Origin of the sequence: uncultured Eudoraea sp. (genome assembly GCF_947258925.1) — a bacterium.
In the GTDB taxonomy this organism is placed as follows: Bacteria; Bacteroidota; Bacteroidia; order Flavobacteriales; family Flavobacteriaceae; genus Eudoraea.
On record NZ_CAMYKG010000018.1, the window covers coordinates 28634 to 50437 of the forward strand.

The following is a 21804-nucleotide window of genomic DNA, read 5'->3' on the forward strand; positions in this document are numbered from 1 at the left end:
TATTTGTTTGAAAAGGATTGAAATTTGTTCGAAAAGGATTATGACTTTACCTCACTGGGCCGGAAACCATATTTTTTGATAAAGGCATTCGAGAAAGAACTCAGGCTTTCATAGCCTACGGACCATGCTGCTTCTTGTATGGTAACCTCTTTGGAGCTTAGAAGATCATGGGCCTTTATAAGACGTTCATTTTGCAGGTATTTGTACACAGGAAAACCAAACAGCTCTTTAAAATTCTTTTTGAGTTTAAAATCGTTTAACCCGATCATTCTTGAAAGTTCAGCTATGGATGGCGGGGTCTCCATATTTTTAGTAAGGATTTCTTTGGCCTCATATAACTTTTCCCTGTCAGTGTTCTTTATTGTTTTGGTCTTGTCTTTGGCTGAACCTGATACTTTGGCAAAAAAATGTGCTAATAATTCTGTAACCTGGCTCCTTAAAAATAAGGACCTGGCCGGGCCCTCGTAAGTGTTTGTAAAAATTTTATCGACCGCATTTTGCATGTTATGGTCCATGTAAAAAGTTGGGCCTTCAACGTAATCGCTATTTGGGTTTATAAGCTCATTTACATATTGTGAATAGACTTCACGTTCACTATCCGGGAGTTCTTTTAAATTCTTAAGACTGTAAAGAATAACTACACAAGACAATTTTTTATGTTTGGAAACGGTATGAACAAAGTCAACATTTTTATTGGCAAAAAAGGACATGGCCAACCCCTTGGTATTGTTATAGCTTTTTTGATGCGTACCGTATTTTACCTTAAGATCTACGTTGCCTGCACCATAAAAAGCAAAGGCTATGACATCTTCATCAAAACCGCAGCTATCAATAGTCTCCTCTTTAGAATCTGCATATTCTAATAGAACTACGAAGTCATTTATTTCTATAAAATCTCTGGTCATACTTAATGCTAAGATATTTAATTTGTCAATTACTTAGCGTCTAATATCGCACCAGTATCAATTGAGCTCGTTCTTAAATTTGTTGGGCTCTAAACCGAGAATATCTTCTCAATACAAGTATGTGGACGTAAACCTTATTGTTTAAGCAGGAACGCTACTTTTCTGTCCCTCCACAAAATACATTTTCAGACTGCCCCGGTTCTTTACTTTTATTTCTCCCCTGAAGGCACAGTCATAATTATCTTTGATTAACTCATAGGTATTTTCACTGATATTGATCTTCCCGGCTTCCGAATTTGATTCCATACGGGAGGCCACATTTACAGCATCGCCCCAGATATCATAGGCAAACTTATTGGTCCCCACTACCCCGGCAACCACAGGACCGGTATTGATGCCTATACGGATATCAAAAGTTAGTTCACTAGCGGCCATATCGTTTTTGGTCTCTTCTACGAAGGCGGCAATTTCCATTGCGGCTAGAACCATTCTGTTGGCGTGGTCTTTTTCATTATCATGTAAGCCCCCCGCGCACATATAGGCATCCCCTATGGTTTTAATTTTTTCCAGGCCATGCTTTTCTATAATGGCATCAAACTTTGAGAAGTAAAAGTCCACGGTTTCTACCAAAGCCTCGGGAGACAGCTTTTCGGAATAAGTCGTAAAACCCTTAAAATCTGAAAATAAAACCGTAACGGCATCGTATTTTTTGGCTTTTACCTTTCCTTTTTCTTTCAGTTCCAGCGCAGTTTCTTCTGGGAGGATATTGAGTAAGAGTTTATCTGAGCGTTCTTTTTCTTCCTCAATGATCTGTTTTGTTTTTCTGATAAAGTTATTACGTCGGTACAGACCTATTGCCATGATGCCTATTAATAATAGTGCAATGGCCGTGCCAATGGTCATATTGCGCTGGTTTTTTTCTCTTTGCTCTGCCAGGTCTACTTCTGTCTGCTTTTGGGAGACTTCAAAATTGGTGCGTTGATCCGCCATTTGCTGTACGGTTTCAATATTTTTTACACTATCCCGATATATAATATGCGCTTTGTAATGGGCATAAGAGGTAACAAGGTCTCCAATAAGTTCATAAAGCTCTGCAAGTTTTTTATTCGCATCGGCAATCTGTTCCTTTAACCTGTATTGTTCTGCAAGTGTAAGACTTCTTTTTGCATAATCGATAGCCGTTGGGTGTTCCTCTTTTCCTAAATAGATATCGGACATTGATATGAGGTACACGCTGATGGGATAATAATCTTCCAGTTCCTCCAGGATGGTAATAGCCTCATCGATATTTGCTTCAGCTTGCTTGTTCCTGCCTTGTTCGGCATAGACCATCCCCACATTTCCCTTATAGTAGGCAGTACCAATCAGGTAATTAGCCTCCTGATAGAGGATTCCAGACTCTTCAAAATATGTTAAAGCTAAATCAAATTTTCCAGTATTAAAAGCTTCATCTCCCGCATTTAATAGAGCATGTGCCAGGGAAATTTTAGCATCTGACTTTCTTAATAGCGCTATGGCCTTTTTATAATAGATTTCCGCATTATTGGAATTGTCCATTTCGGAATAAATGTCTGCTATGGACATATTCGCTAATCCCTGGTCTTCAATTGATTTTGCTTTAATTGCGGCTTCCGCACTTTTGAAAAAAGCATCCAATGCGGTTTCTAAATTACCAAGTATTCTATTAGAGTTTCCTAGCTGGTTGTAACCTTTTGATATATAAAGTTCATTTTCTCCCCTTTTTGCCAGATTAACAAGTTCTTTAGCATACTTAACAGATAAACTGAGATCTTTACACTCATTAAAAGATAAGTCTTCTAGTAATTTTAGTTTTGATATACCTTGTAAGGTATCAGCCTTATAAATTATTGCCAAACTATTGGCAATCCCTTGGTCCTGTGCATAACTAACTGCTATCGATAAGAAAATAAAGCCTACGGTTAAATAGGCTTTTATAAATTTATTAAACGACTTTATTTTAGGTACTAGATTTACCACGTATTTTTGGATCTTGCTTATAGGTTATACCTGGATGTCCTGCCACAGTATAAAAAAGCGTATATTCTTTTGTCTCATTTTCAGGTAATGACCCGACTATTCCGGTAAACTTATTTGCTGGTGTAGGATTGGTACTGAATAAATCGACATCCTCGGTAATCTTGGTTATCGTGGCATTTTCAGTTCCTACAAATTGCACTGGTTGGCCCTTCACAACATCCGTAGTGAATTCAGCGTCCCCAGGCCCGCCAATAGGAAGTGATAATGTCCCATCCGAAAGACCGGGTGGGTGTGGAATTGCCGTTGTTGCAGATACATTAATAGTGATTTTTTTTGGTTTATTTCCGTGGCTCATAATTTTAGTTTTTTAAGGTTAGTAATTGAAATTCTAAGATAGTATTTTTCTATTAACAAATTTAACTAAGTCAATAGAATTACTTTAAAAAAGAAACTATACTTTACCCGGGATAGATTTTGGTAAGATGAAAATGCATCTGTTTAGTTCTTTCGTTGGTGCCAAATAGTGCTTTTTCGTTACTATTGTTCTTATAGTAAATAATAGCCGCTAGACTTATTCGGGCGATGCATATTCGAAATAAAGCTCATTTCCGATATCGCCTTCCGGTTTGTGTATGTACCCCAGAAACTTATACCATGATATGCGATCCGTATCATCTGCTTCGGCGTACTGGCTAATGCTGCACCCCTTAAATTGCTCAGCCAGCTCTTTGGCTATTTTGCGCATGTCAAAACTTATCTGCATTCCATATTCTTCCATATGTTTACTGGATACAAAGAAGGTTGCATATTTCTTATCGTCAACTTTATACCCACCAACAATGGCCAGTGGTGCACCGTCCGGGGTTTTCCATATTTTGGAATACCCGCCCTGTTGCGCCAATTTTAGAAGATCCTTTATAAATTGCAGCGTTTCCTGCCGTTCACTTTCATTATCAAGTTTCCACTCCCACTGCAATTTCTCCCATGGATTTTCGAGAATATACATTATATCAGTAGAGCTTATTTCATCATGATGTTCAGACATACTAACAGGTAATTTCAGTAAAATTCACAGACAATTTAGTATTTGTTTTTCGGTATTCCTAAGAATTAAATCCACTTTATAAGCTATTTCTTAAACCTGGATAAAAGGGCTATTTTCTTTTTGGTATTAATAAAATATACCCCTGTAAGCAGGATGATGGCTGCTGCAATTGATTGTAGTGTGATAGGTTCATTTAAAAAGTAACTTCCCAGGAACATCGCCACAATGGGATTCACATAGGTATTGGTAGCTACCTTTTCCGGAGAAACGTTTTTTAAAAGGTAATTAAAGGAAGTGAAGGCCACTATACTACCGAAAATAATAAGTAGTAGCATGGACCAGTTGGTTTCCGGACTCCAGCTGGTGGGCGAGCTCCAGGTTTCGCCAAAAGCCAGGCTCATAAGACCCAGCATAAGTCCACCCATAAACATCTGGTAGCCGGTGTTTACAAAAAAGTTTTTAGGAAAATCTGCACGGCCCACAAAGAGGCTGCCATAGGCCCATGCCAGCATGGCGGAAAAGATCATCCCAATACCCAGCAAGGCGTTTTCCTGTTCCAGCACGGCTTTTTGGTTTATAAGTAAGTACATCCCTATAATCCCTAAAAAAATTCCTACGATAGAACTGCTTTGTATTTGTTTCCCCTGGAGGATCCACATCATTAAAAGCACTATCAGGGGTTGGGCAGAGATCTCCAAAGCTGCAAAGTTGCTATCTACATATTTCAGGGCCCATACCACTACCCCATTGCCAAAACTCAAAAAAAGAAATCCCACCAGGATGGTATTGCCCAACTGCTTTTTGGTAATGCGGAGGCTTTTACCCAGGAGTGCAGCAATTCCAAAAATTAGAAGTCCGGCAGTGGTAAAACGAACTCCTGCCAGCATAAAGGGAGGTAGTTCTGCCACTGCTATTTTGTTTAGCAGGTAAGTAGACCCCCAGATCACATAAATAGCGAAGAAAGCGCCGATTATTAATGGAACATTTCGTTTGGACTCCATACGGGATAGAATAGAAAGCAATATTAGCTTTTTGAAAGTAGATCAGGAAGGATTTTATTCAAATAGTTAGAACAACGGATAAAAAAATAGTAGTAACCCGGGTTATTTCTTTTTTCTCTTTTTGCTTGCCCTGGCCAGAGGGTTAAAGGCCAGGCTTAGTTTTATCCAATACTCCAGATCCTTATCCAGGTCCCATCCATCCGGGGTTACATAAATATAACCTTTCATGGGCCTCCCTGTGAAGTCCATTGGCAGGCAAACCTCTTTCTCAATTTCTTTATTATAGGCCTCCTCCCCTATCCTGGCCATGAGCAAGCTGTCCCCGTACTTTTTATCGATGTGGATCCCACAAAGCATTTTGTCATCTACAGAGAACAGGAGTCCGCCCATCATCTTTTTTGTAGTATGGGCCACCCCAAGATGTTTAAGTATGTGCTTTATTCTGTCTGCCAAATATTCATCGTAAGCCATACTGGTTGCCTTTTGAATCTCTCTAAAATACCAAATAAATTGTTATGTTTTATTGGATGTCATCCCACCATCTGTGAACAAGTTCATTGGTAAAGGAATGCATCCCCCCCAGGGCAGGGTGGCTCACCGAAATATTAAGGCGTTCCGCTTCCTTTACAAACCGGTCAACAGGATCTTTCCAGGAATGTTGTGCCAAAGCAAATCCGCCCCAATGCACCGGCATAATTTTAGAAACCCCGGCATCCAGAGCGGCCTGTACACTTTCTTCTGGATACATATGTATCTGTTGCCAATTTTCATTGTACTGTCCGCACTCCATAAATCCGAAATCAAAAGGTCCCAGTTCTTTCCCTATATCCTTGAAGTGGGAGCCATAACCACTATCCCCGCTGAACCAGATGTTCTCTTTGGCCGTTTTAAAGGCCCAGCCGCCCCAGAGCGACTTAGCGCGGTCCGTAAGCCCCCTGCCGGAAAAATGCCTGGTTGGCGTAAAGGTAATTGTGATGTCCTCAAATTGCTGATTGGTCCACCAGTCAAATTCTGTAATGTTTTTCTTGGGAATGCCCCATTTGACCAAATGCCGAGCTACCCCAAGTGCTACAAAGTAGTGTTTCACCTTGGGTTTTAGTTTTTGAATACTGGCTAGATCCAAGTGATCATAATGGTCGTGGGACATTAGGAGCAGATCAATTTCAGGGAAATGTTCAATGAGATCCAGGGTGTTATCGCTAAAGCGTTTCACCGGAAAAGGAGCAATAGGAGCTGCATTGGGTCCAAACATCGGATCTATTAGGATGGTACGCCCATGATGCCTCATTAGGATACTCGAATGGCCGTACCAAATAAATTTAGATTGGAGCGGACTGTTTAAAAAGGCATTTTTATTAAAAGGTTTTATATCCAATTTGGCTTTAGGTTCCCTTCCCTTTTTTTCACAGAATTGTTTATAAAGAAGCTTGGGTAAGGTTTGAAAATTAATGTCCATTGATGTTTCCTCCAGATTCTCAAATTTGGATCCGGACCAATGTTTGGATGTTTGGTATTTCTGTATGTCTGCCTCGGAGGTTCTTGCACCAAATTGTTTTCGCATGCTCAATTCTATTAGGAAATAGTAAAAGGTTTTGGCCGGAGTTACGGCATATGAAATTATAAAAACAATTTTTAATGTATTTCCCTACAGAAAGGATATTTTTCATATATTTATTAACCAATTGGTTAAACTAAATAGTTGATTATGTCTAAAACCAAAGATTCCAAAACGGAGCACATCATATTGGAAGCTGCCAAACGGGTGTTTCAAAACAAAGGAATGGACGGTGCCAGAATGCAGGAAATTGCAGATGAAGCTAATATTAACAAGGCTATGCTGCACTATTACTACCGTAGTAAGCAACAACTTTTTGAGGCCGTTTTTAATACGGCTTTCGCCCTTCTGGCCCCTCAGTTAAATGCTATATTAAATGATGATTCCTCTGTAGAAGTAAAGATCAGGAACTTCACTAAAAATTATATTTCATTTATAAGCAGGCACCCCTATCTGCCTACTTTTATCATTCAGGAACTAAACAGGAACCCCAATTTTGTTTTAAAAATGAAAGACAAGAAGGGATTTCCAAATATTGAAAAATTTAAGAAGCAGATTGCCCTTGAAATCCAACAGGGAACCCTAAAGCCTGTTAAAGGAGAACAGCTCTTTATTAACATTATGGCTTTAAATATATTTCCATTTGTTGCTTCCCCATTAATAAAGGCTTTTGTAAATATAGATGACAAAGCGTTTAAGCAACTGGTGGAGGATCGGAAAACAGAAGTCGCTGATTTTATTATTAATTCCATAAAAGCATAGCTAATGAGGCAATTATGTAACTATCTGATACTACTTATATCATTGGGTGCTTTTGCACAGGAACCTCTCACACTAAATGATTGTTATGAATTGGTGGATACCAACTATCCGCTGGTGCAACAAACCGAACTATTGGAAAGGCAAAATGCAATAGACATCGAGGCTATTGAAAAAGAAAAACTTCCACAATTCAATTTAGCTGCCCAGGCCACCTACCAGTCAGAAGTAATTGAAATTCCTTTGCCCAATACAGGGATCGTACCTCCAAATAAGGACCAATACCGGGCTACCCTTACCGTAAACCAGCTGATTTATGGAGGCGGATTAATCAATTCTTCCATTGAAGTTGAAGCCGCGAACTTAAGGACGAAGCAAAAGCAGGTAGAGGTTAACCTGTATCAATTAAAAAAACAGCTTAACCAGTTGTATTTTTCCATTTTACTGCTGCAGGAAAACCGCAGACTTTTAGAAGCAAAACAGGATCAACTTGAAGCCAAGTTAAAAGAGGTACAGTCCGGTATCAGGAATGGCACGGTACTGCCTGCCTCGGATAAAGTACTTGAGGCTGAATTACTCAAAATTAATCAGGGTTTTACAGAGCTAGATCTGAACCGGATAAGTTTACTTAAAACTTTAGCATCGTTAATCGGTAAAGAAATAAGCAGCACTACCCTATTACAGAACCCGGAAATAGCTACCAGCAGCAGCATGGAAATTTATCGTCCTGAACTGGAATTATTTCAACTTAAAAAAGAACAGCTGGAAACTTCGGAAAACTTATTATCCAGGCAAAACCTTCCTAAAATTTATGGTTTTGCAGATGGTGGTTATGGTAATCCCGGATTAAACCCGCTTGATAATTCGTTTCAGGCCTTTTACATTGCCGGTTTAAAATTGAATTGGAATGTATTTGACTGGAACGCCAATAAGAAAAAGAGGGAATCCTTAGCTATCAACAAAGATTTGATTGATACGGAAGCAACTATTTTTGACCTCAATACCAGCATTGAACTACAGCAACAACAATCAGAGATAGATAAGATCTCAAGCTTTATAGCTTCAGACCAAGAAATTATAAAACTGCGCAAAGAGGTGCTCAATGCGGCCGATTCACAATTGCGAAACGGGGTGATTACGTCTTCAGCTTATATCACGGAACTTACCAATTTATATACCGATGAGAATACCTTAATTACACATAAGATACAACTAGAACTTGCCAAGGCAAACTACAATATAATTCAGGGACAAAAATGAAAAACAGAAAAATCTATCTAATGGGCCTGGTCACACTTTCATTAAGTGTGTTATCGTGCAGCAATGACAACGGCAAGGCCGATGGCTATGGAAATTTTGAAGCCACTGAAATTACCATATCGGCTGAAAACAACGGAAAACTGATGCAGTTTAATGTTAAAGAAGGAGATCAACTCAAAAAGGGAGACTTTCTGGGCTATATAGATACAATCCCGTTAGCCTTAAAGCATGAACAATTGGTAGTATCAAGAGCGGTAGTTGCTTCCAAATCAAAAGGGGTATTATCACAAATATCCGTCTTAGATGCACAACTAAAAACAGCTCAAACAAACAAAGTAAGGGTTGAAAACCTAATTGCGGACAAAGCCGGAACCCAAAAACAACTGGATGATATCAATGGTGAAATAAATGTGATTAATCAACAAATACGAAGTATTGAAATCCAGAATGCCCCGGTGGTGAACGAATTGAAAAGTATTGATGTTCAGTTAAAGCAAGTTGATGATCAGATTGAAAAAAGCAAAATCACTAACCCTGTTGATGGAACGGTCTTAACAAAGTACGCAGAGCCCAATGAGATAGTGGCTTTTGGAAAACCACTCTACAAAATAGCCGATTTGAGCATCATGAAATTGCGGGTATATATTAGTGAACCCCAATTGGCGGCACTAAAGATTGGCCAGGAAGTTACCGTAAAAATTGATGATGCTGAAGCAATGAAATCTTATACCGGTACCATTAGCTGGATTGCTTCAGAGGCTGAATTCACTCCTAAAATAATCCAGACAAAAGAAGAACGGGTATCCCTTGTTTATGCGGTAAAGGTAGATGTGCCAAATGATGGCAGCTTAAAAATAGGAATGCCCGCGGAATTATGGCTTAACCCTGAGAACAACTGATGAGTATAGTTGTTGATTCCATATCAAAATCCTACAATAGCCTCAAAGCTTTGAACAACATCTCCTTTGATGTAAAAGAAGGTGAGCTCTTTGGTTTAATTGGTCCCGATGGTGCCGGTAAAACAACTTTGTTCCGGATATTGGTCACCCTTTTATTTGCTGATGAAGGCAAAGCCAGTGTTGCCGGTCTGGACCTCGTAGAGGATTATAAGACCATTAGGGAAAGTGTGGGCTATATGCCGGGTAGGTTCTCCCTATATCAGGATCTAACGGTTGAAGAGAACCTGAAATTTTTTGCTACTATTTTTGGGACAAGCATAGCAGAGAACTACGACCTCATAGCAGATATTTATGTGCAGATTGAGCCCTTTAAGAACCGAAGGGCAGGTAAACTTTCCGGGGGGATGAAACAAAAACTGGCCTTGTGTTGCGCACTCATACATAAACCAACCGTGCTTTTTTTAGATGAACCCACCACGGGAGTGGATCCGGTATCGAGAAAGGAATTCTGGGAAATGATTAAACGCTTACAACAAAAGGGAATTACCATTTTGGTGTCTACCCCATATATGGATGAAGCCGCCTTGTGTGACCGGATTGCTTTGATTCAGGATGGGAGCTTATTGCAAATAGATACGCCGGAAGCCATTATAAAAAAATACCCAAAATCAATTTACAATGTAAGCGCGGATAATATGTATGAATTAATTCAACGGTTAAAAGCTTATGAATACAGCCATAGCGTTTATCCTTTTGGGGAATATGTGCATTATACGGATAAAAGAACCCATGTTAACACCGACGAATTGAAGCGATATCTGTCGGGACATTCATTGGCTAATGTTAGCATAGATATCACAGAACCTACCATAGAAGATGCTTTTATGGAATTAGCTAAGTAATGGAAGACAAAAAAGTTATCGAAGTTAACGGTTTAACCAAGATGTTTGGTGATTTTACCGCAGTTAGCGCCATAACTTTTGATGTAAAAAAAGGCGAGATATTTGGTTTTCTAGGCGCGAATGGTGCGGGCAAAACAACCGCTATGAAAATGTTGATTGGAATTTCCAAACCAACAGCAGGCGAGGCAAAAGTCGCAGGCTATGATGTTGCTTCGGAAGCCGAAGAAATAAAGAAAAACATAGGTTATATGAGTCAGAAATTTGCATTGTATGACGATTTAACCGTAAAAGAGAATATTACCTTCTTTGGAGGGATTTATGGTCTTACAAGATCACAAATTAAAGAAAAGACCAATGAGCTTATTGAAGAACTGGGGTTACAGGACCATAAAGATAAATTAGTGGGCTCCTTGCCCCTGGGATGGAAACAAAAAATATCATTTTCTGTATCGCTATTGCACGATCCTAAAATTGTGTTCCTGGATGAACCCACCGGCGGAGTTGATCCTATTACACGAAGGCAATTTTGGGAAATGATCTATAAATCCGCAGATAAAGGAACCACCATTTTTGTGACGACCCATTATATGGACGAAGCTGAGTACTGCGACAGGGTTTCCATTATGGTAAACGGAAAAATTGAAGCCCTGGACTCACCTAAAAAGTTAAAAGAATTGCACCAAGCGGATACGATGAATGATGTGTTTTTAAAACTGGCAAGAGGATAAGTTATGAAACGATTCCGAGGCTTCGTCATAAAAGAGTTTTACCACATTTTCAGGGACAAACGTTCCCTGTTTATTCTCTTTGGAATGCCTATTGCCCAGATATTGTTGTTTGGTTTTGCCATTACCAATGAAATTAATAATGTAGATATTGCGGTATTGGATCATTCAAAAGATGCGACTACAAAGGAAATAATAAATAAGATCTCGGCTTCCTCTTATTTTACGATTGATCAGTTTATAGAAAGAGAAGCCGATATAGAAACCGCTTTTAAGCAGGGAAAAGTTAAGGCAGTTTTAAACATTGAGAAAGATTTCAGTAAAAAATTAATTGCAGAAAGTAAAGCCGAAGTACTCATTATTACTGACGCTACGGACCCCAATACAGCCAATACGATTTACAATTATGTGACGGCAATTCTTCAAAATTATCAACAGGGTAAAAATAAAGGCAGCAACATGCCCTATCAAATTACACCACGAACACGGATGGTTTACAACCCGGAGTTGAAAAGTGTTTTTATGTTTGTTCCAGGGGTTATGACCATTATTTTAATGCTGGTCTCTGCCATGATGACCTCTATATCAATTACCAGGGAAAAGGAGTTAGGCACCATGGAAATTCTATTGGTTTCGCCTCTAAAACCCTTTCAGGTAATTGTTGGAAAGGTAGTTCCCTATATCTTCCTGTCTGTGATAAATGCCATTATTATTGTTGTACTAAGCATTTTTGTTTTCAAAATGCCGGTAGAAGGAAGTCTTTTTCTATTGGGCCTGGAAAGTGTACTGTTTATAATCACTGCTTTGGCACTTGGAATTTTAATCTCTACCATAGCGGGTACCCAACAAACTGCCATGATGATTTCTTTAATGGGGCTAATGCTTCCTGTGATCTTGTTATCAGGCTTTATATTTCCGGTTGCCAGCATGCCCTATATCCTTCAACTAATCAGTAATATAGTGCCTGCCAAATGGTTTATCATCATCATTAAGGGAATCATGCTCAAGGGTGTCGGACTGCAGTTTATTTGGAAGGAAACGCTGATCCTGTTGGGCATGACTGTGTTTTTTATTGGACTTAGTGTTAAGAAATATAAAATCCGATTAGAATAGTGAAAACAATTGGATACATCATACAAAAAGAGTTTAAACAGATCTTTAGAAATAAGGGTATGCTGCCTATAATTTTTGTTATGCCCATAGTACAGCTGTTGATCCTTGCCAATGCAGCGACATTTGAAATTAAGAATATCAAATTTGCTTATCTTGATAACGATCGTACGCCAACATCCAGGGCTTTACTCGAAAAATTTAAAGCATCAACTTATTTTAATGTCCTAAACGTTTATACTTCCGGGAAAGAAGCAAATTCTGCGATGTTAAATGGAGATGTGGATGTTGTTCTGAATATACCGTCCTATTTTGAACGCGATTTACGAAAGAAGAAAGGGAACCATTTAGGTCTCACCATTAATGCCATAGATGGGGCAACGGCGGGGGTAGAAAGTGTATACGTAAATCAGATTATTCGAAATTTCAATAAAAATATAAGGGTAGATCTGATGCAGGCTTCCGATCAGCTGCCCCAACAACTCAATATTGCAAGTATTCCTTCCTTTTGGTATAATGAAACATTGAATTACAAGACATTTATGGTGCCCGGCATATTAGTCTTGCTGGTGACCATGATTACCCTGTTCCTTTCGGGGATGAACATTGTCCGTGAAAAGGAAATAGGTACGTTAGAGCAGATAAATGTGACCCCAATAAGAAAGAAACAGTTTATTATTGGTAAACTGTTCCCTTTTTGGGTAATTGGGATGGGATTGTTAACTATTGGCCTCATCATTGCCAGGCTTATTTTCGATATTCCCATAGTGGGAAGTTTAGCCCTGATGTATGCCTATACTTCAGTTTATATTTTTGTTGTTTTGGGGATAGGATTGTTTATTTCCAATTATACAGATACACAGCAACAAGCCATGTTTATTGCCTGGTTTTTTATGGTTATTTTTATTTTAATGAGTGGCCTATTTACGCCCATAGAGAGTATGCCGCATTGGGCACAATTGATTACCGAGTTTAATCCGATCAAATATTTTGTTGAAGTTATGCGGATGGTGATGCTTAAAGGTTCATCCTTTATGGATATTTTGCCTCAATTCTTAAAAACACTGCTTTACGCTTTTGTAATGAACGGTCTTGCGGTTTGGAGCTATAAAAAAACCAATTAACTATGTTCATTGAATTAAATAAACCGCCCTTTCTATAGTTGAAGACCAACAAACGCATTACATATTCTTAAGTTCACTAACTAACTTGGTCAAGGCATCTTTAGCATCCCCAAAAAGCATAACCGTTTTATCGTTGTAGAATAGTTCATTTTCAATACCCGCATATCCGGCATTCATGGTACGTTTGTTAACGATAATATGTTTTGCATTTTCAACATCCAGGATTGGCATTCCATAAATGGGGCTTGAAGGATCGTTATGAGCTGCCGGGTTTACAACATCATTTGCCCCCACCACCAGGACAACATCCGTATTTTTGAATTGAGAATTGATGTCTTCCATTTCCACTAATAAGGAATAGTCCACATTGCTTTCTGCCAACAATACGTTCATATGGCCAGGCATACGTCCGGCGACAGGATGAATAGCGTATTTCACATCTACCCCTTTCTCCGTAAGGATCTCTTCCAATTCATGAATAACGTGTTGCGCCTGCGCAACGGCCAGACCATAACCCGGAACTATAATGACATTAGACGCATAATTCATCATAATTGCAGAATCACTGGGATTCGTTTTTTTAATGGATCCTAATTTTCTATCCTCATCCGAAGCAGCATCAGTTCCACCAAAAGCACCAAAAATCACCGCTCCCAGGGTCCTGTTCATACCTTTACACATAGCTATGGTAAGAATGATTCCCGCGGAACCTACCAAAATTCCGCCTATGAGCATCACCATATTGGAATATAAAACCCCTGTAATAGCGGCAGCAATCCCTGTCAAAGAATTAAGTAATGAAATAACTACAGGCATATCTGCACCTCCTATAGGCAGTACAAATAGGATTCCGTACAGTAAGCCTGATGCCAACAGCGCCACTACCAGGACCGGGTTGTTTCCACCCGAAGTTACCATATAAGCACCAAAAGCGATAACACCGATAAAAAACAAATTGTTTACAATATTGTGATATGGAATATTTATGACGCTTTTAAGTGAACCGTTTAGTTTTCCCCAGGCAATCATACTGCCTGAAAAGGTAATTGCCCCGATAATAATTCCTGAGACAATTGTCATAGCCTGCAACTTATCGCCTGCATCCCGGCTAATTTCTACTAATCCAATCAGGGCCGCACTAGAACCGCCAAAGCCATTAAACAAAGAAACCAACTCGGGCATCTTTGTCATTTTTACTTTGAAAGCCATCAATCCACCAATTATTGAACCGATGAGAATGGCTAATCCTATAAGTATATAAATTAGAGGTGGTACCTTAAAATCATGGATAAAAATGGTTCCTGCAATCGCAAGTCCCATTCCTGCCGCTGCTATTAAGTTTCCATTTTTTGCTGTTGAAGGATTCCCTAATTTCTTTAATCCAACTATAAATGATACTGTAGCTATCAGATATATTATACTCAATGAGATACTCATTTATCCTTCTTTTTAAACATTTGAAGCATTCTCCCTGTAACTGCAAAACCACCAACTACATTTAAAATACCTAATACTACGGCAATAAATCCAAGGGTTAAGGAAAAATAATCTTCAGGATCAGAATTCAGCATAACCAATATGGCACCTACAACTACAACACCACTCAGGGCATTAGCGCCAGACATCAGTGGGGTATGTAATACAGCCGGAATATGTTTAATGACCTCTACCCCCAAAAATACCGCGAGGATAAGGATGTAAATCATTTCGATATTAGTACCGATAAATTCTAATAATCCATTCATATTAATTGCTTTTTATTTTCTGATGACTCCGTTGTGCACAATTAAAGTTTCATCCGTAATTTGTTCTTCAGTATCCCATTTCAACTCAGTGTCTTTTGTAAGGTGTTTAATAAAATTATACATATTTTTTGCGTACAATTCACTTGCATTGGTTGAGACACTTTCCGGCGCAATGCTGGTACCAATTACCTTTACACCATTTACTGTCACTTTTTTATTTAGCTCGCTTATTTCACAATTTCCTCCCTGCGCAGCAGCTAAATCTATAATCACAGCTCCGTTTTTCATATTCAGAACTTGTTCTTTAGTGATCAAAATAGGTGATTTCTTTCCGGGAATCCCGGCCGTTGTAATTACCAGATCTGCTTTGTAGAGCGACTTATTAACCGCTTCTTTTTGTCTGCGAATATAATCTTCTGAAGCTTCTTTAGCGTAGCCGGCTTCAGATTCCCCATTGGCTCCTTCAACCATAATAAATTTAGCCCCCAGAGATTCTACCTGCTCCTTGGTTTCCGGTCTTATGTCTGTAGCTTTTACCATAGCTCCCAGTCGTTTAGCCGTTGCAATGGCTTGCAAACCTGCTACACCTACACCAAATATCAATACCCGTGCCGGTTTAATTGTACCTGCCGCGGTCATCATTAAAGGCAATATCTTTTTCATTTCGTAGGCTCCAAGGATAACAGATTTATAGCCTGCCAAATTACTCTGAGAACTCAAAACATCCATGTCTTGTGCTCTGGAAATACGGGGTACTGCATCCATGGAAAAAGCCGATGCTCCTTTAGCGGCTATTTTTTCTATTAATTCCGGCTTGGCTTTGTGATAGAGGTGACTAATTAAAACATGGTCTTTGGTAACCAATTTTAAGTCTTCTTCATTGAAGGGATTAATTTTTATAAGCATTTGTGCGTCTTTAAAGACAACATCCCGCTTTTCTATCCTTGCTCCAGCCTCTTTATAAGCTGAATTTTTATATGAAGAAAAGATCCCGGCGTCCTTTTCAACGATTAATTCGAAACCCTTTTCAGTCAATTGCCTTGCAATTTTTGGAGAAATTGAAACCCGCTTTTCGCCTTTTTGGGTTTCCTTCAATATGCCTATCCTCATATTTGATTTTGCTTTATTCGCGAATACTAACTTTTGGTTATGGACTGTAAATTTAGGGGATTATTAAAAATTAAACTATCTATTCCGGGTTTAGTCTTGAAACAATTTCACTTTGTCATTATCAGATCATAGGATATTCCAATTAGAATATCTTCGAATTCTAACACTGCCTGAAAATATGCTATTTTTTTGAATTCTCCACATATCAAATAAAAAGTGTCACGAATATAATTTGGTTCCATATAGAGTGCCGGTATTGCCCGGCTGATTAATTTATGCATTTACGGCAAATAGATGGCCTTAGAAGAGTAATAATTCACTTTCACAACCCTATAGGTTTGTTTGGCAACAAAAATGCGCTCTACTTTAAAGAAGCTGCTAGTTTTGGCGTTGTATAATTAAAAGCAATATAAATGAAGCATATATTTTTGGTAGTTGTGTTCGCATTGTTTGGGATGGGTTCCTATGCACAAGAAGGCTTAAAGGTTGGATTACACGCAGGTTTACCCATCAATGATTTCAATGATGAGATAAGCCTGATGGCCGGTTTGGACCTGGGCTATCTTTGGGCCCTGGGAGAAGTAGTGGACCTTGGGGTAAGTACCGGGCTTATTTACGGGTTTAAAGAATCCTTTCAATCAGATGAACTGGCAGAAGGACTAACTGATGTTCAATTTGTTCCTTTGGCTGCTTCAGTGCGTATATGGCCTTCTAATTCGTTTTCCTTTGGTATAGATGGTGGCTATGGGCTTGGTCTTAACAAGGGGAATGAAGGCGGAATATATTACAGACCCATTATCGGGTTCCTGTTAGGGCCCATGACGGAAATAAATCTATCTTATACAGGAATACAGTTAGAAAACAGAACCTGGAACACGGTTACCCTTGGTTTCCTGCATACATTCCAGTTTAAAGATTACTAGACAGCATCTAGGCTTTTAGTATGCCTTCTATAGTATGTAATTCTTCCGATGTAAACTCCATTTTATCAAGGATCCCAACAGCATCTTCTATCTGTGCTGCTTTGCTTGCGCCGATTATTACTGAAGTCACTCTTTTATCCCTTAAAACCCAGGACAGTGCCAATTGCGCCATTTTTTGGCCCCTGGCTTCTGCAATCTCATTCAGCTTTTTTACCTTATCGATTTTTTCAGGGGTGATGTCAGATGTTTGTAAATAACTATCTGCTTTTGAAGCCCTTGAACCCTCAGGAATACCCCCCAGATATTTATTGGTTAAGAGCCCCTGGAATAACGGACTGAATACCACAGAGCCTACCCCATTTTTTTCGAGCACGTCCAATAATCCATCCTCTACCCATCTGTTGAACATACTATAAGAAGGTTGATGAACCAGGCATGGTGTACCCAGGTCATTCAAAATATCTATTGCCTTCTGCGATTGTTCGGGGTCATAGGAGGAGATTCCCGCATACAAAGCTTTACCCGACCGTACAATCTGGTCCAGGGCCATCATGGTTTCTTCCAGAGGCGTATTTGGGTCTGGCCTGTGGCTGTAAAAAATATCTACATAGTCCAGTCCCAGTCGTTTGAGGCTTTGATCGCAGCTGGCTATCAAATATTTTCGCGACCCCCATTCCCCATATGGACCCGGCCACATGTCATACCCTGCTTTGGAGGTGATAATCAATTCATCTCTGTATGATTGTAGATCTGACTTTAAAATTTTTCCAAAAGTCTCTTCTGCAGAGCCATAAGGAGGGCCATAATTATTGGCAAGGTCAAAATGTGTAATCCCGAGATCAAATGCCCTCAGTACCATATTCCTTCCGTTTTCATAAATATCTACCCCTCCGAAGTTATGCCATAGGCCCAGGGATATTGCCGGAAGTAATAAACCGCTGTTGCCACAACGGTTGTATTTCATTTTTCTGTACCGATCTTTATTTGCAGAGTATTTCATGTTGGATAAACTATTTTTTTGGATAATTTCAGCCTATTTTAAAATTAGTATTTCGTAAAGCTTGTGACTCCTATTCGGAAATTCCATGCCCGGTATCAACGGCGGTTCGTACCTTCTTCCAATCTACTTCCCCCAATAGAGCGCATTCTGCTCCGAGTATGAAACGTTCTGGGGCATCATTAAGAACCGCAGTAACCCGTTGTCTAATCTCCTGGTCCGTTCCTGTAAGGATGGGTCCTCTTTTCTCCAATCCACCCATTATTGGTCGCTCACCAAACATGGTATACAGCTCTTTTAGGGGGACTTTTTTCCCGGCTATAACATCGCTCAAATTTACAATGTGACCCGGATAATCCACAAACGGACTCACATCATCATAGGGGCCTTCATAATCACAAATATGTAAAACGTTGCAGATACAGCCATCATTTATTTCATTCTGAACCACCATATCTGTTGGTTTTATATAATCCAGAAATATATTGGGATCCTGAAACCTGAAGGCTTCATTACCCTGGGTAGGTGCCAAAAACCCGTCGACTCCAATTTTTTTACATTCTTTTAAAAAGATCATTACACTTTCCGTAATTATTTCCAAGCCTTTTTTTACACTTTCAGGATCTTGTTTCAGATGTTCGGTAACCAATTGGCCGGTAACACTATGACCGGCACACATAAACGGGGAATAAAAAGTGGCAATGACCGGTGCTAACTTCTTACCTTGCCTGACCAGCTCTTTAACTACATAGAGTTGCTTTTCGTAATAGTCTTTCTTATAAAATGGCATATTTACCCAGTCTTCCGGTTTTTTTATACTATCGATAGCCGGAAACAATGCTTCATACTGGATTTTTATAAAATCCATATCAATAGCCTTAAAATATTCAAGATGTCGGGATACTGCGGCATCACCCCATTGATATCCTTCGCCAAAATGAACAAAAAACCCGCTGGGGATATAATCCTGTTTTCCAGTAGATGTCAGGAGGTTTAACACTGCTTCTCGCTTGTCGAAGTTTGGCACTGATTCACAGGAGCCAAGGCTGAAAGCACCCAGGCCGGCAGCATAGGTCCCTGCGGAGATTAATCCCATAGATTTTAGAAATTCCCTTCTTTTAGTTGAGTGTATATCCATAGGTCAGACTTTTAAACTAATGAATTATGATGATTGTCTTTTAGATGTACTAAAGATAAGAAGTCCTTGTACATTTGACTTCTTTGAGGACCGGAAAATAGAGGATTGACTCAAAAAATAGAATTCAATACTATTTTGAGAGCAGAATAATGAATAACCAGTATTAGCGCATATTGCAGAAATTACTATAAATAGAGTACAAATTTTACAAAGGATTCCCGCTACCCAACAGGTCTTAGGATACAGTTAAAATCAAGGAAATGTGATTTTAAATTAAAGGGTTCAATTGTAAATTTGGTGATAGGCTTATAGAATAAAACGTTTTATCCTATTGGAGTCATCCTTTAAAAAGACTTCTCCTTCTACCAGATCAATAGCATAATTTGGTTTTCTGTTCTTCCCCAGAGGGATACTGCTTTCACTTTCACCGGTATCTTTATTAATTTTTAAAAGCTCAATTCCATTTTTGCTTTTAGTAAGGACCATACAATAATCTCTGGCCTCTTTGGTGGCTTTAAATCTTTTGTTGGCAGCAGTAAAAGCCATTGCAGCTGCGCTGCCAGCCGATTTCCCCATATCATTGTAGGCGGTTCCAAGTTTAGCTAATGTTTGTCTTTCAACTGTATTGATGCCTTGTTGGGCTCCTGCCTGTTGTAAAACACCGGAAGTCATTGTACTTACTGCAGAAACATAGCCTGCATAAATAGTTCCGGCAAACAGCAATGCCCTTTTCCATCCTTCTTCCCTGGGTGAGGCATAATATTTTTGAAATAAGAGTTCACCATTATAATCATACATCGCAAAATTTTGATCAGAACTTAAGAGGATCCCTTTTTCTCTGATTTCTAAAGTATTGGGAGATTCATTTTCACTAAATTTTATGGATTCTGTGGCTGCCATTTCTATTGCTCCACTTTCAAGGTTTATAGTTTTTACAGCTCCTGCTTTATAGTCAAAGGCGTATAACTGGCTCCCGTTTCGATCCACTAATTTATAATGGGTTTTCAGATCTTTGTCCCACAAAAGATCTCCTGTACTTGTATTTACAATATTCATTTCTTCGGCGGTGGCATATAGTATTCCATTAACTGTATTAATGGTGTAGCCAACATGGCCTTTAACTTTGATGGTTTTATCAAATGTGAAGAGCCCGTTTTCAGTATCGAGATAATTTAAAAAGTGCTTGTCATTTCTGCTGGTGATGACCAACATGCCGTCCTGGGTTGGGGTGTAATCATAGACTCCTCCTTTTATACTTATACCCTTTCCTTTCTTACCCCAAAGTCCGGCACCGTCTTCCATGGCGTATAGATTTACCCTGGAATTTTGTTTTCCCCTTGGCAGGATCAACAGGTCATTATTTAACCAGTATGTTAAACCCAATTCACCTTTAACCTCTATAGGATCATTCCAAAGCAATTCTCCATTCGCAATATTATATGCCCTATATGACGAAGTAAAACTTACAATGGTATTTCCATTGGAGGACATGGATTGGTTTTCATTTCGCTGTTCTGATCCTATGATAAAATACTCCCCGGATGGATGCATTATAAAATCGAGCTTAATTTCAACCGATTCAGATGCTGCTTCTGCAACCTCCTTAAGCAGATTGCCAAAAGCGCCCATTTTATTTAGTTGCTGGGCCTCGTCGGAATTATCTATACTCCAGATAACATCACCTGTTTTAGAATTTATCTTTACATTTTTCAACAAGCTGATGCCTAACAATTCATCTTCATTTAGCTCAACCAGGTCTATTAACTTACCAAAACTACCTTCTTTACTCCAGCGTACCGAGCCGGTAGCAATGTCAATTGAAAGTGCCATGTCCTCGCCCGACATAGATTTCCCGGCTACCACTATGGCATTGGATTGGTAAAGCACAAAATGCTGCTTCACCTTTTTAATACCATGCTCAAAAGAGTTAAAAACCCGCTTTCCGTTGAACAAATTAATTATATACAATCCCTTCTCTGTCTCAATTTTGGCAAAGGGTGAATTGTCCAGTTCAGAAAATGAAGTTTCACTCAAACGCCCAAATGTTTCATCATTCCAGATCACATCTCCGCTGTTCGTATCAATCCCGAACAAGCCCGAATCTGTTTGCACTATATAATTACCAAGGGCACTAACTGTCTGCCAATTTACTTCATTGTCAAAAGTTGAGGTCCATGTTTCTTCAGATTGAGAAAACATGGAAATACTTAGGAAGAGAAATGAGTATGCACTTATTTTTTTAAGCATTTTGTGGATATTAAAATTGATGATTTGGGTTGAATTGATTCGTGAAATAAAAACGTTACGATACTCAGTTTATTGTTAGCCAAAGGGTTGAGTTTTAAAACAAAAAAAAGGGAAGCAAAGTATCACGTACTTTATCTTCCCTTGATTATCTTTAATCCTTTATTCTTCGAAGTAGTTCCGGAACTAAAGACTATTAAACCTAATCTTTATGCTTTAGGCTTTATATTCTGATTTACCCTAAATAAATTGTTGGGGTCGTAGGCTTTTTTAATTTCCGTCAAACGATCGTAATTATGCTTATAACTGGCCTGAACCCTTTCCTGGCCTTCATCCATCATAAAGTTGGAATATGCTCCCCCTG

At 39.1% G+C, this 21804-nt stretch carries 22 protein-coding genes; 8 read left to right on the top strand and 14 right to left on the bottom strand.

The genetic code is table 11. The features are described from left to right. Positions 1-38: 38 nt before the first annotated feature. The 7 genes from Q0X77_RS07935 to Q0X77_RS07965 all read right to left on the bottom strand — a co-directional run bounded on the left by Q0X77_RS07935 (position 39) and on the right by Q0X77_RS07965 (position 6510). The gene (locus Q0X77_RS07935; protein WP_297795608.1) at positions 39-905 is read right to left on the bottom strand and encodes an AraC family transcriptional regulator; all 867 of its coding nucleotides are present in this window, start codon (positions 903-905) and stop codon (positions 39-41) included. A gap of 141 nt (positions 906-1046) precedes the next feature. After that, positions 1047-2903 (bottom strand): adenylate/guanylate cyclase domain-containing protein, encoded by a 1857-nt coding sequence (locus Q0X77_RS07940; RefSeq protein ID WP_297795611.1) that lies wholly within the window; start codon positions 2901-2903, stop codon positions 1047-1049. Next, positions 2884-3258 carry a hypothetical protein gene (locus Q0X77_RS07945; RefSeq protein WP_297795615.1) on the bottom strand — a complete coding sequence of 125 codons (375 nt, stop codon included), beginning with the start codon at positions 3256-3258 and terminating at the stop codon, positions 2884-2886. Before Q0X77_RS07945 ends, Q0X77_RS07940 begins: the two co-directional genes overlap by 20 nt. 216 nt (positions 3259-3474) lie before the next feature. Continuing rightward, entirely contained in the window at positions 3475-3948 is a 474-nt protein-coding gene (locus Q0X77_RS07950; RefSeq protein WP_297795619.1) for a hypothetical protein, read from the bottom strand. 83 nt (positions 3949-4031) lie between these two features. After that, on the bottom strand, positions 4032-4949 hold the full coding sequence (locus tag Q0X77_RS07955; protein ID WP_297795669.1) for an EamA family transporter: 918 nt from the start codon (positions 4947-4949) through the stop codon (positions 4032-4034). Positions 4950-5051: 102 nt separating this feature from the next. Next, positions 5052-5420, bottom strand: a complete 369-nt coding sequence (locus Q0X77_RS07960; protein WP_297795621.1) for a TfoX/Sxy family protein — start codon at positions 5418-5420, stop codon at positions 5052-5054. 49 nt (positions 5421-5469) lie between these two features. Then, the gene (locus Q0X77_RS07965; RefSeq protein ID WP_297795624.1) at positions 5470-6510 is read right to left on the bottom strand and encodes an MBL fold metallo-hydrolase; all 1041 of its coding nucleotides are present in this window, start codon (positions 6508-6510) and stop codon (positions 5470-5472) included. Positions 6511-6654: 144 nt separating this feature from the next. Between Q0X77_RS07965 and Q0X77_RS07970 the strand changes: the two genes are divergently transcribed. The 7 genes from Q0X77_RS07970 to Q0X77_RS08000 are packed head-to-tail and all read left to right on the top strand — an operon-like array spanning position 6655 to position 13283. Then, complete coding sequence (locus tag Q0X77_RS07970) at positions 6655-7266, top strand: TetR/AcrR family transcriptional regulator (protein WP_297795627.1); 612 nt, start codon at positions 6655-6657, stop codon at positions 7264-7266. A gap of 3 nt (positions 7267-7269) precedes the next feature. Next, entirely contained in the window at positions 7270-8523 is a 1254-nt protein-coding gene (locus tag Q0X77_RS07975) for a TolC family protein (protein WP_297795630.1), read from the top strand. Continuing rightward, positions 8520-9422, top strand: coding sequence for an HlyD family efflux transporter periplasmic adaptor subunit (locus tag Q0X77_RS07980; RefSeq protein WP_297795633.1), 903 nt, complete (start codon positions 8520-8522; stop codon positions 9420-9422). The genes Q0X77_RS07975 and Q0X77_RS07980 overlap by 4 nt, the downstream gene beginning before the upstream one ends. After that, on the top strand, positions 9422-10324 hold the full coding sequence (locus Q0X77_RS07985; protein WP_297795635.1) for an ABC transporter ATP-binding protein: 903 nt from the start codon (positions 9422-9424) through the stop codon (positions 10322-10324). The genes Q0X77_RS07980 and Q0X77_RS07985 overlap by 1 nt, the downstream gene beginning before the upstream one ends. Beyond that, positions 10324-11052, top strand: coding sequence for an ABC transporter ATP-binding protein (locus tag Q0X77_RS07990; protein WP_297795638.1), 729 nt, complete (start codon positions 10324-10326; stop codon positions 11050-11052). The genes Q0X77_RS07985 and Q0X77_RS07990 overlap by 1 nt, the downstream gene beginning before the upstream one ends. A 3-nt stretch (positions 11053-11055) precedes the next feature. Next, the gene (locus Q0X77_RS07995) at positions 11056-12162 is read left to right on the top strand and encodes an ABC transporter permease (protein ID WP_297795641.1); all 1107 of its coding nucleotides are present in this window, start codon (positions 11056-11058) and stop codon (positions 12160-12162) included. Then, positions 12162-13283 (top strand): ABC transporter permease, encoded by a 1122-nt coding sequence (locus tag Q0X77_RS08000; RefSeq protein WP_297795644.1) that lies wholly within the window; start codon positions 12162-12164, stop codon positions 13281-13283. Before Q0X77_RS07995 ends, Q0X77_RS08000 begins: the two co-directional genes overlap by 1 nt. A 57-nt stretch (positions 13284-13340) precedes the next feature. Here Q0X77_RS08000 and Q0X77_RS08005 read toward each other — a convergent pair whose 3' ends face one another. Genes Q0X77_RS08005 through Q0X77_RS08015 form a run of 3 tightly spaced genes read right to left on the bottom strand, consistent with a single transcriptional unit; the run spans position 13341 to position 16138 of the window. Continuing rightward, positions 13341-14720, bottom strand: a complete 1380-nt coding sequence (locus tag Q0X77_RS08005) for an NAD(P)(+) transhydrogenase (Re/Si-specific) subunit beta (RefSeq protein ID WP_297795647.1) — start codon at positions 14718-14720, stop codon at positions 13341-13343. Further along, positions 14717-15028, bottom strand: a complete 312-nt coding sequence (locus Q0X77_RS08010) for an NAD(P) transhydrogenase subunit alpha (RefSeq protein WP_297795650.1) — start codon at positions 15026-15028, stop codon at positions 14717-14719. The genes Q0X77_RS08005 and Q0X77_RS08010 overlap by 4 nt, the downstream gene beginning before the upstream one ends. Before the next feature lie 12 nt (positions 15029-15040). Then, the gene (locus tag Q0X77_RS08015; protein WP_297795654.1) at positions 15041-16138 is read right to left on the bottom strand and encodes a Re/Si-specific NAD(P)(+) transhydrogenase subunit alpha; all 1098 of its coding nucleotides are present in this window, start codon (positions 16136-16138) and stop codon (positions 15041-15043) included. Between the two features lie 413 nt (positions 16139-16551). On the opposite strand from Q0X77_RS08015, the gene Q0X77_RS08020 reads away from it, so the two are divergent. After that, complete coding sequence (locus Q0X77_RS08020; protein WP_297795657.1) at positions 16552-17061, top strand: hypothetical protein; 510 nt, start codon at positions 16552-16554, stop codon at positions 17059-17061. Between the two features lie 7 nt (positions 17062-17068). Here the strand turns inward: Q0X77_RS08020 and mgrA are convergent, their stop codons facing one another. The 4 genes from mgrA to Q0X77_RS08040 form a co-directional block, all read right to left on the bottom strand. Continuing rightward, a complete protein-coding gene (gene mgrA, locus Q0X77_RS08025) occupies positions 17069-18061 on the bottom strand; it encodes an L-glyceraldehyde 3-phosphate reductase (protein WP_297795660.1) in 993 nt (330 codons plus the stop codon). A 70-nt stretch (positions 18062-18131) separates the two neighbouring features. Beyond that, complete coding sequence (locus Q0X77_RS08030) at positions 18132-19196, bottom strand: uroporphyrinogen decarboxylase family protein (protein WP_297795663.1); 1065 nt, start codon at positions 19194-19196, stop codon at positions 18132-18134. A 306-nt stretch (positions 19197-19502) separates the two neighbouring features. Beyond that, complete coding sequence (locus Q0X77_RS08035) at positions 19503-21443, bottom strand: PQQ-binding-like beta-propeller repeat protein (protein ID WP_297795666.1); 1941 nt, start codon at positions 21441-21443, stop codon at positions 19503-19505. Positions 21444-21649: 206 nt separating this feature from the next. Next, positions 21650-21804: BBE domain-containing protein (locus tag Q0X77_RS08040; RefSeq protein WP_297795671.1), on the bottom strand; the 155-nt coding region annotated here is incomplete at its 5' end.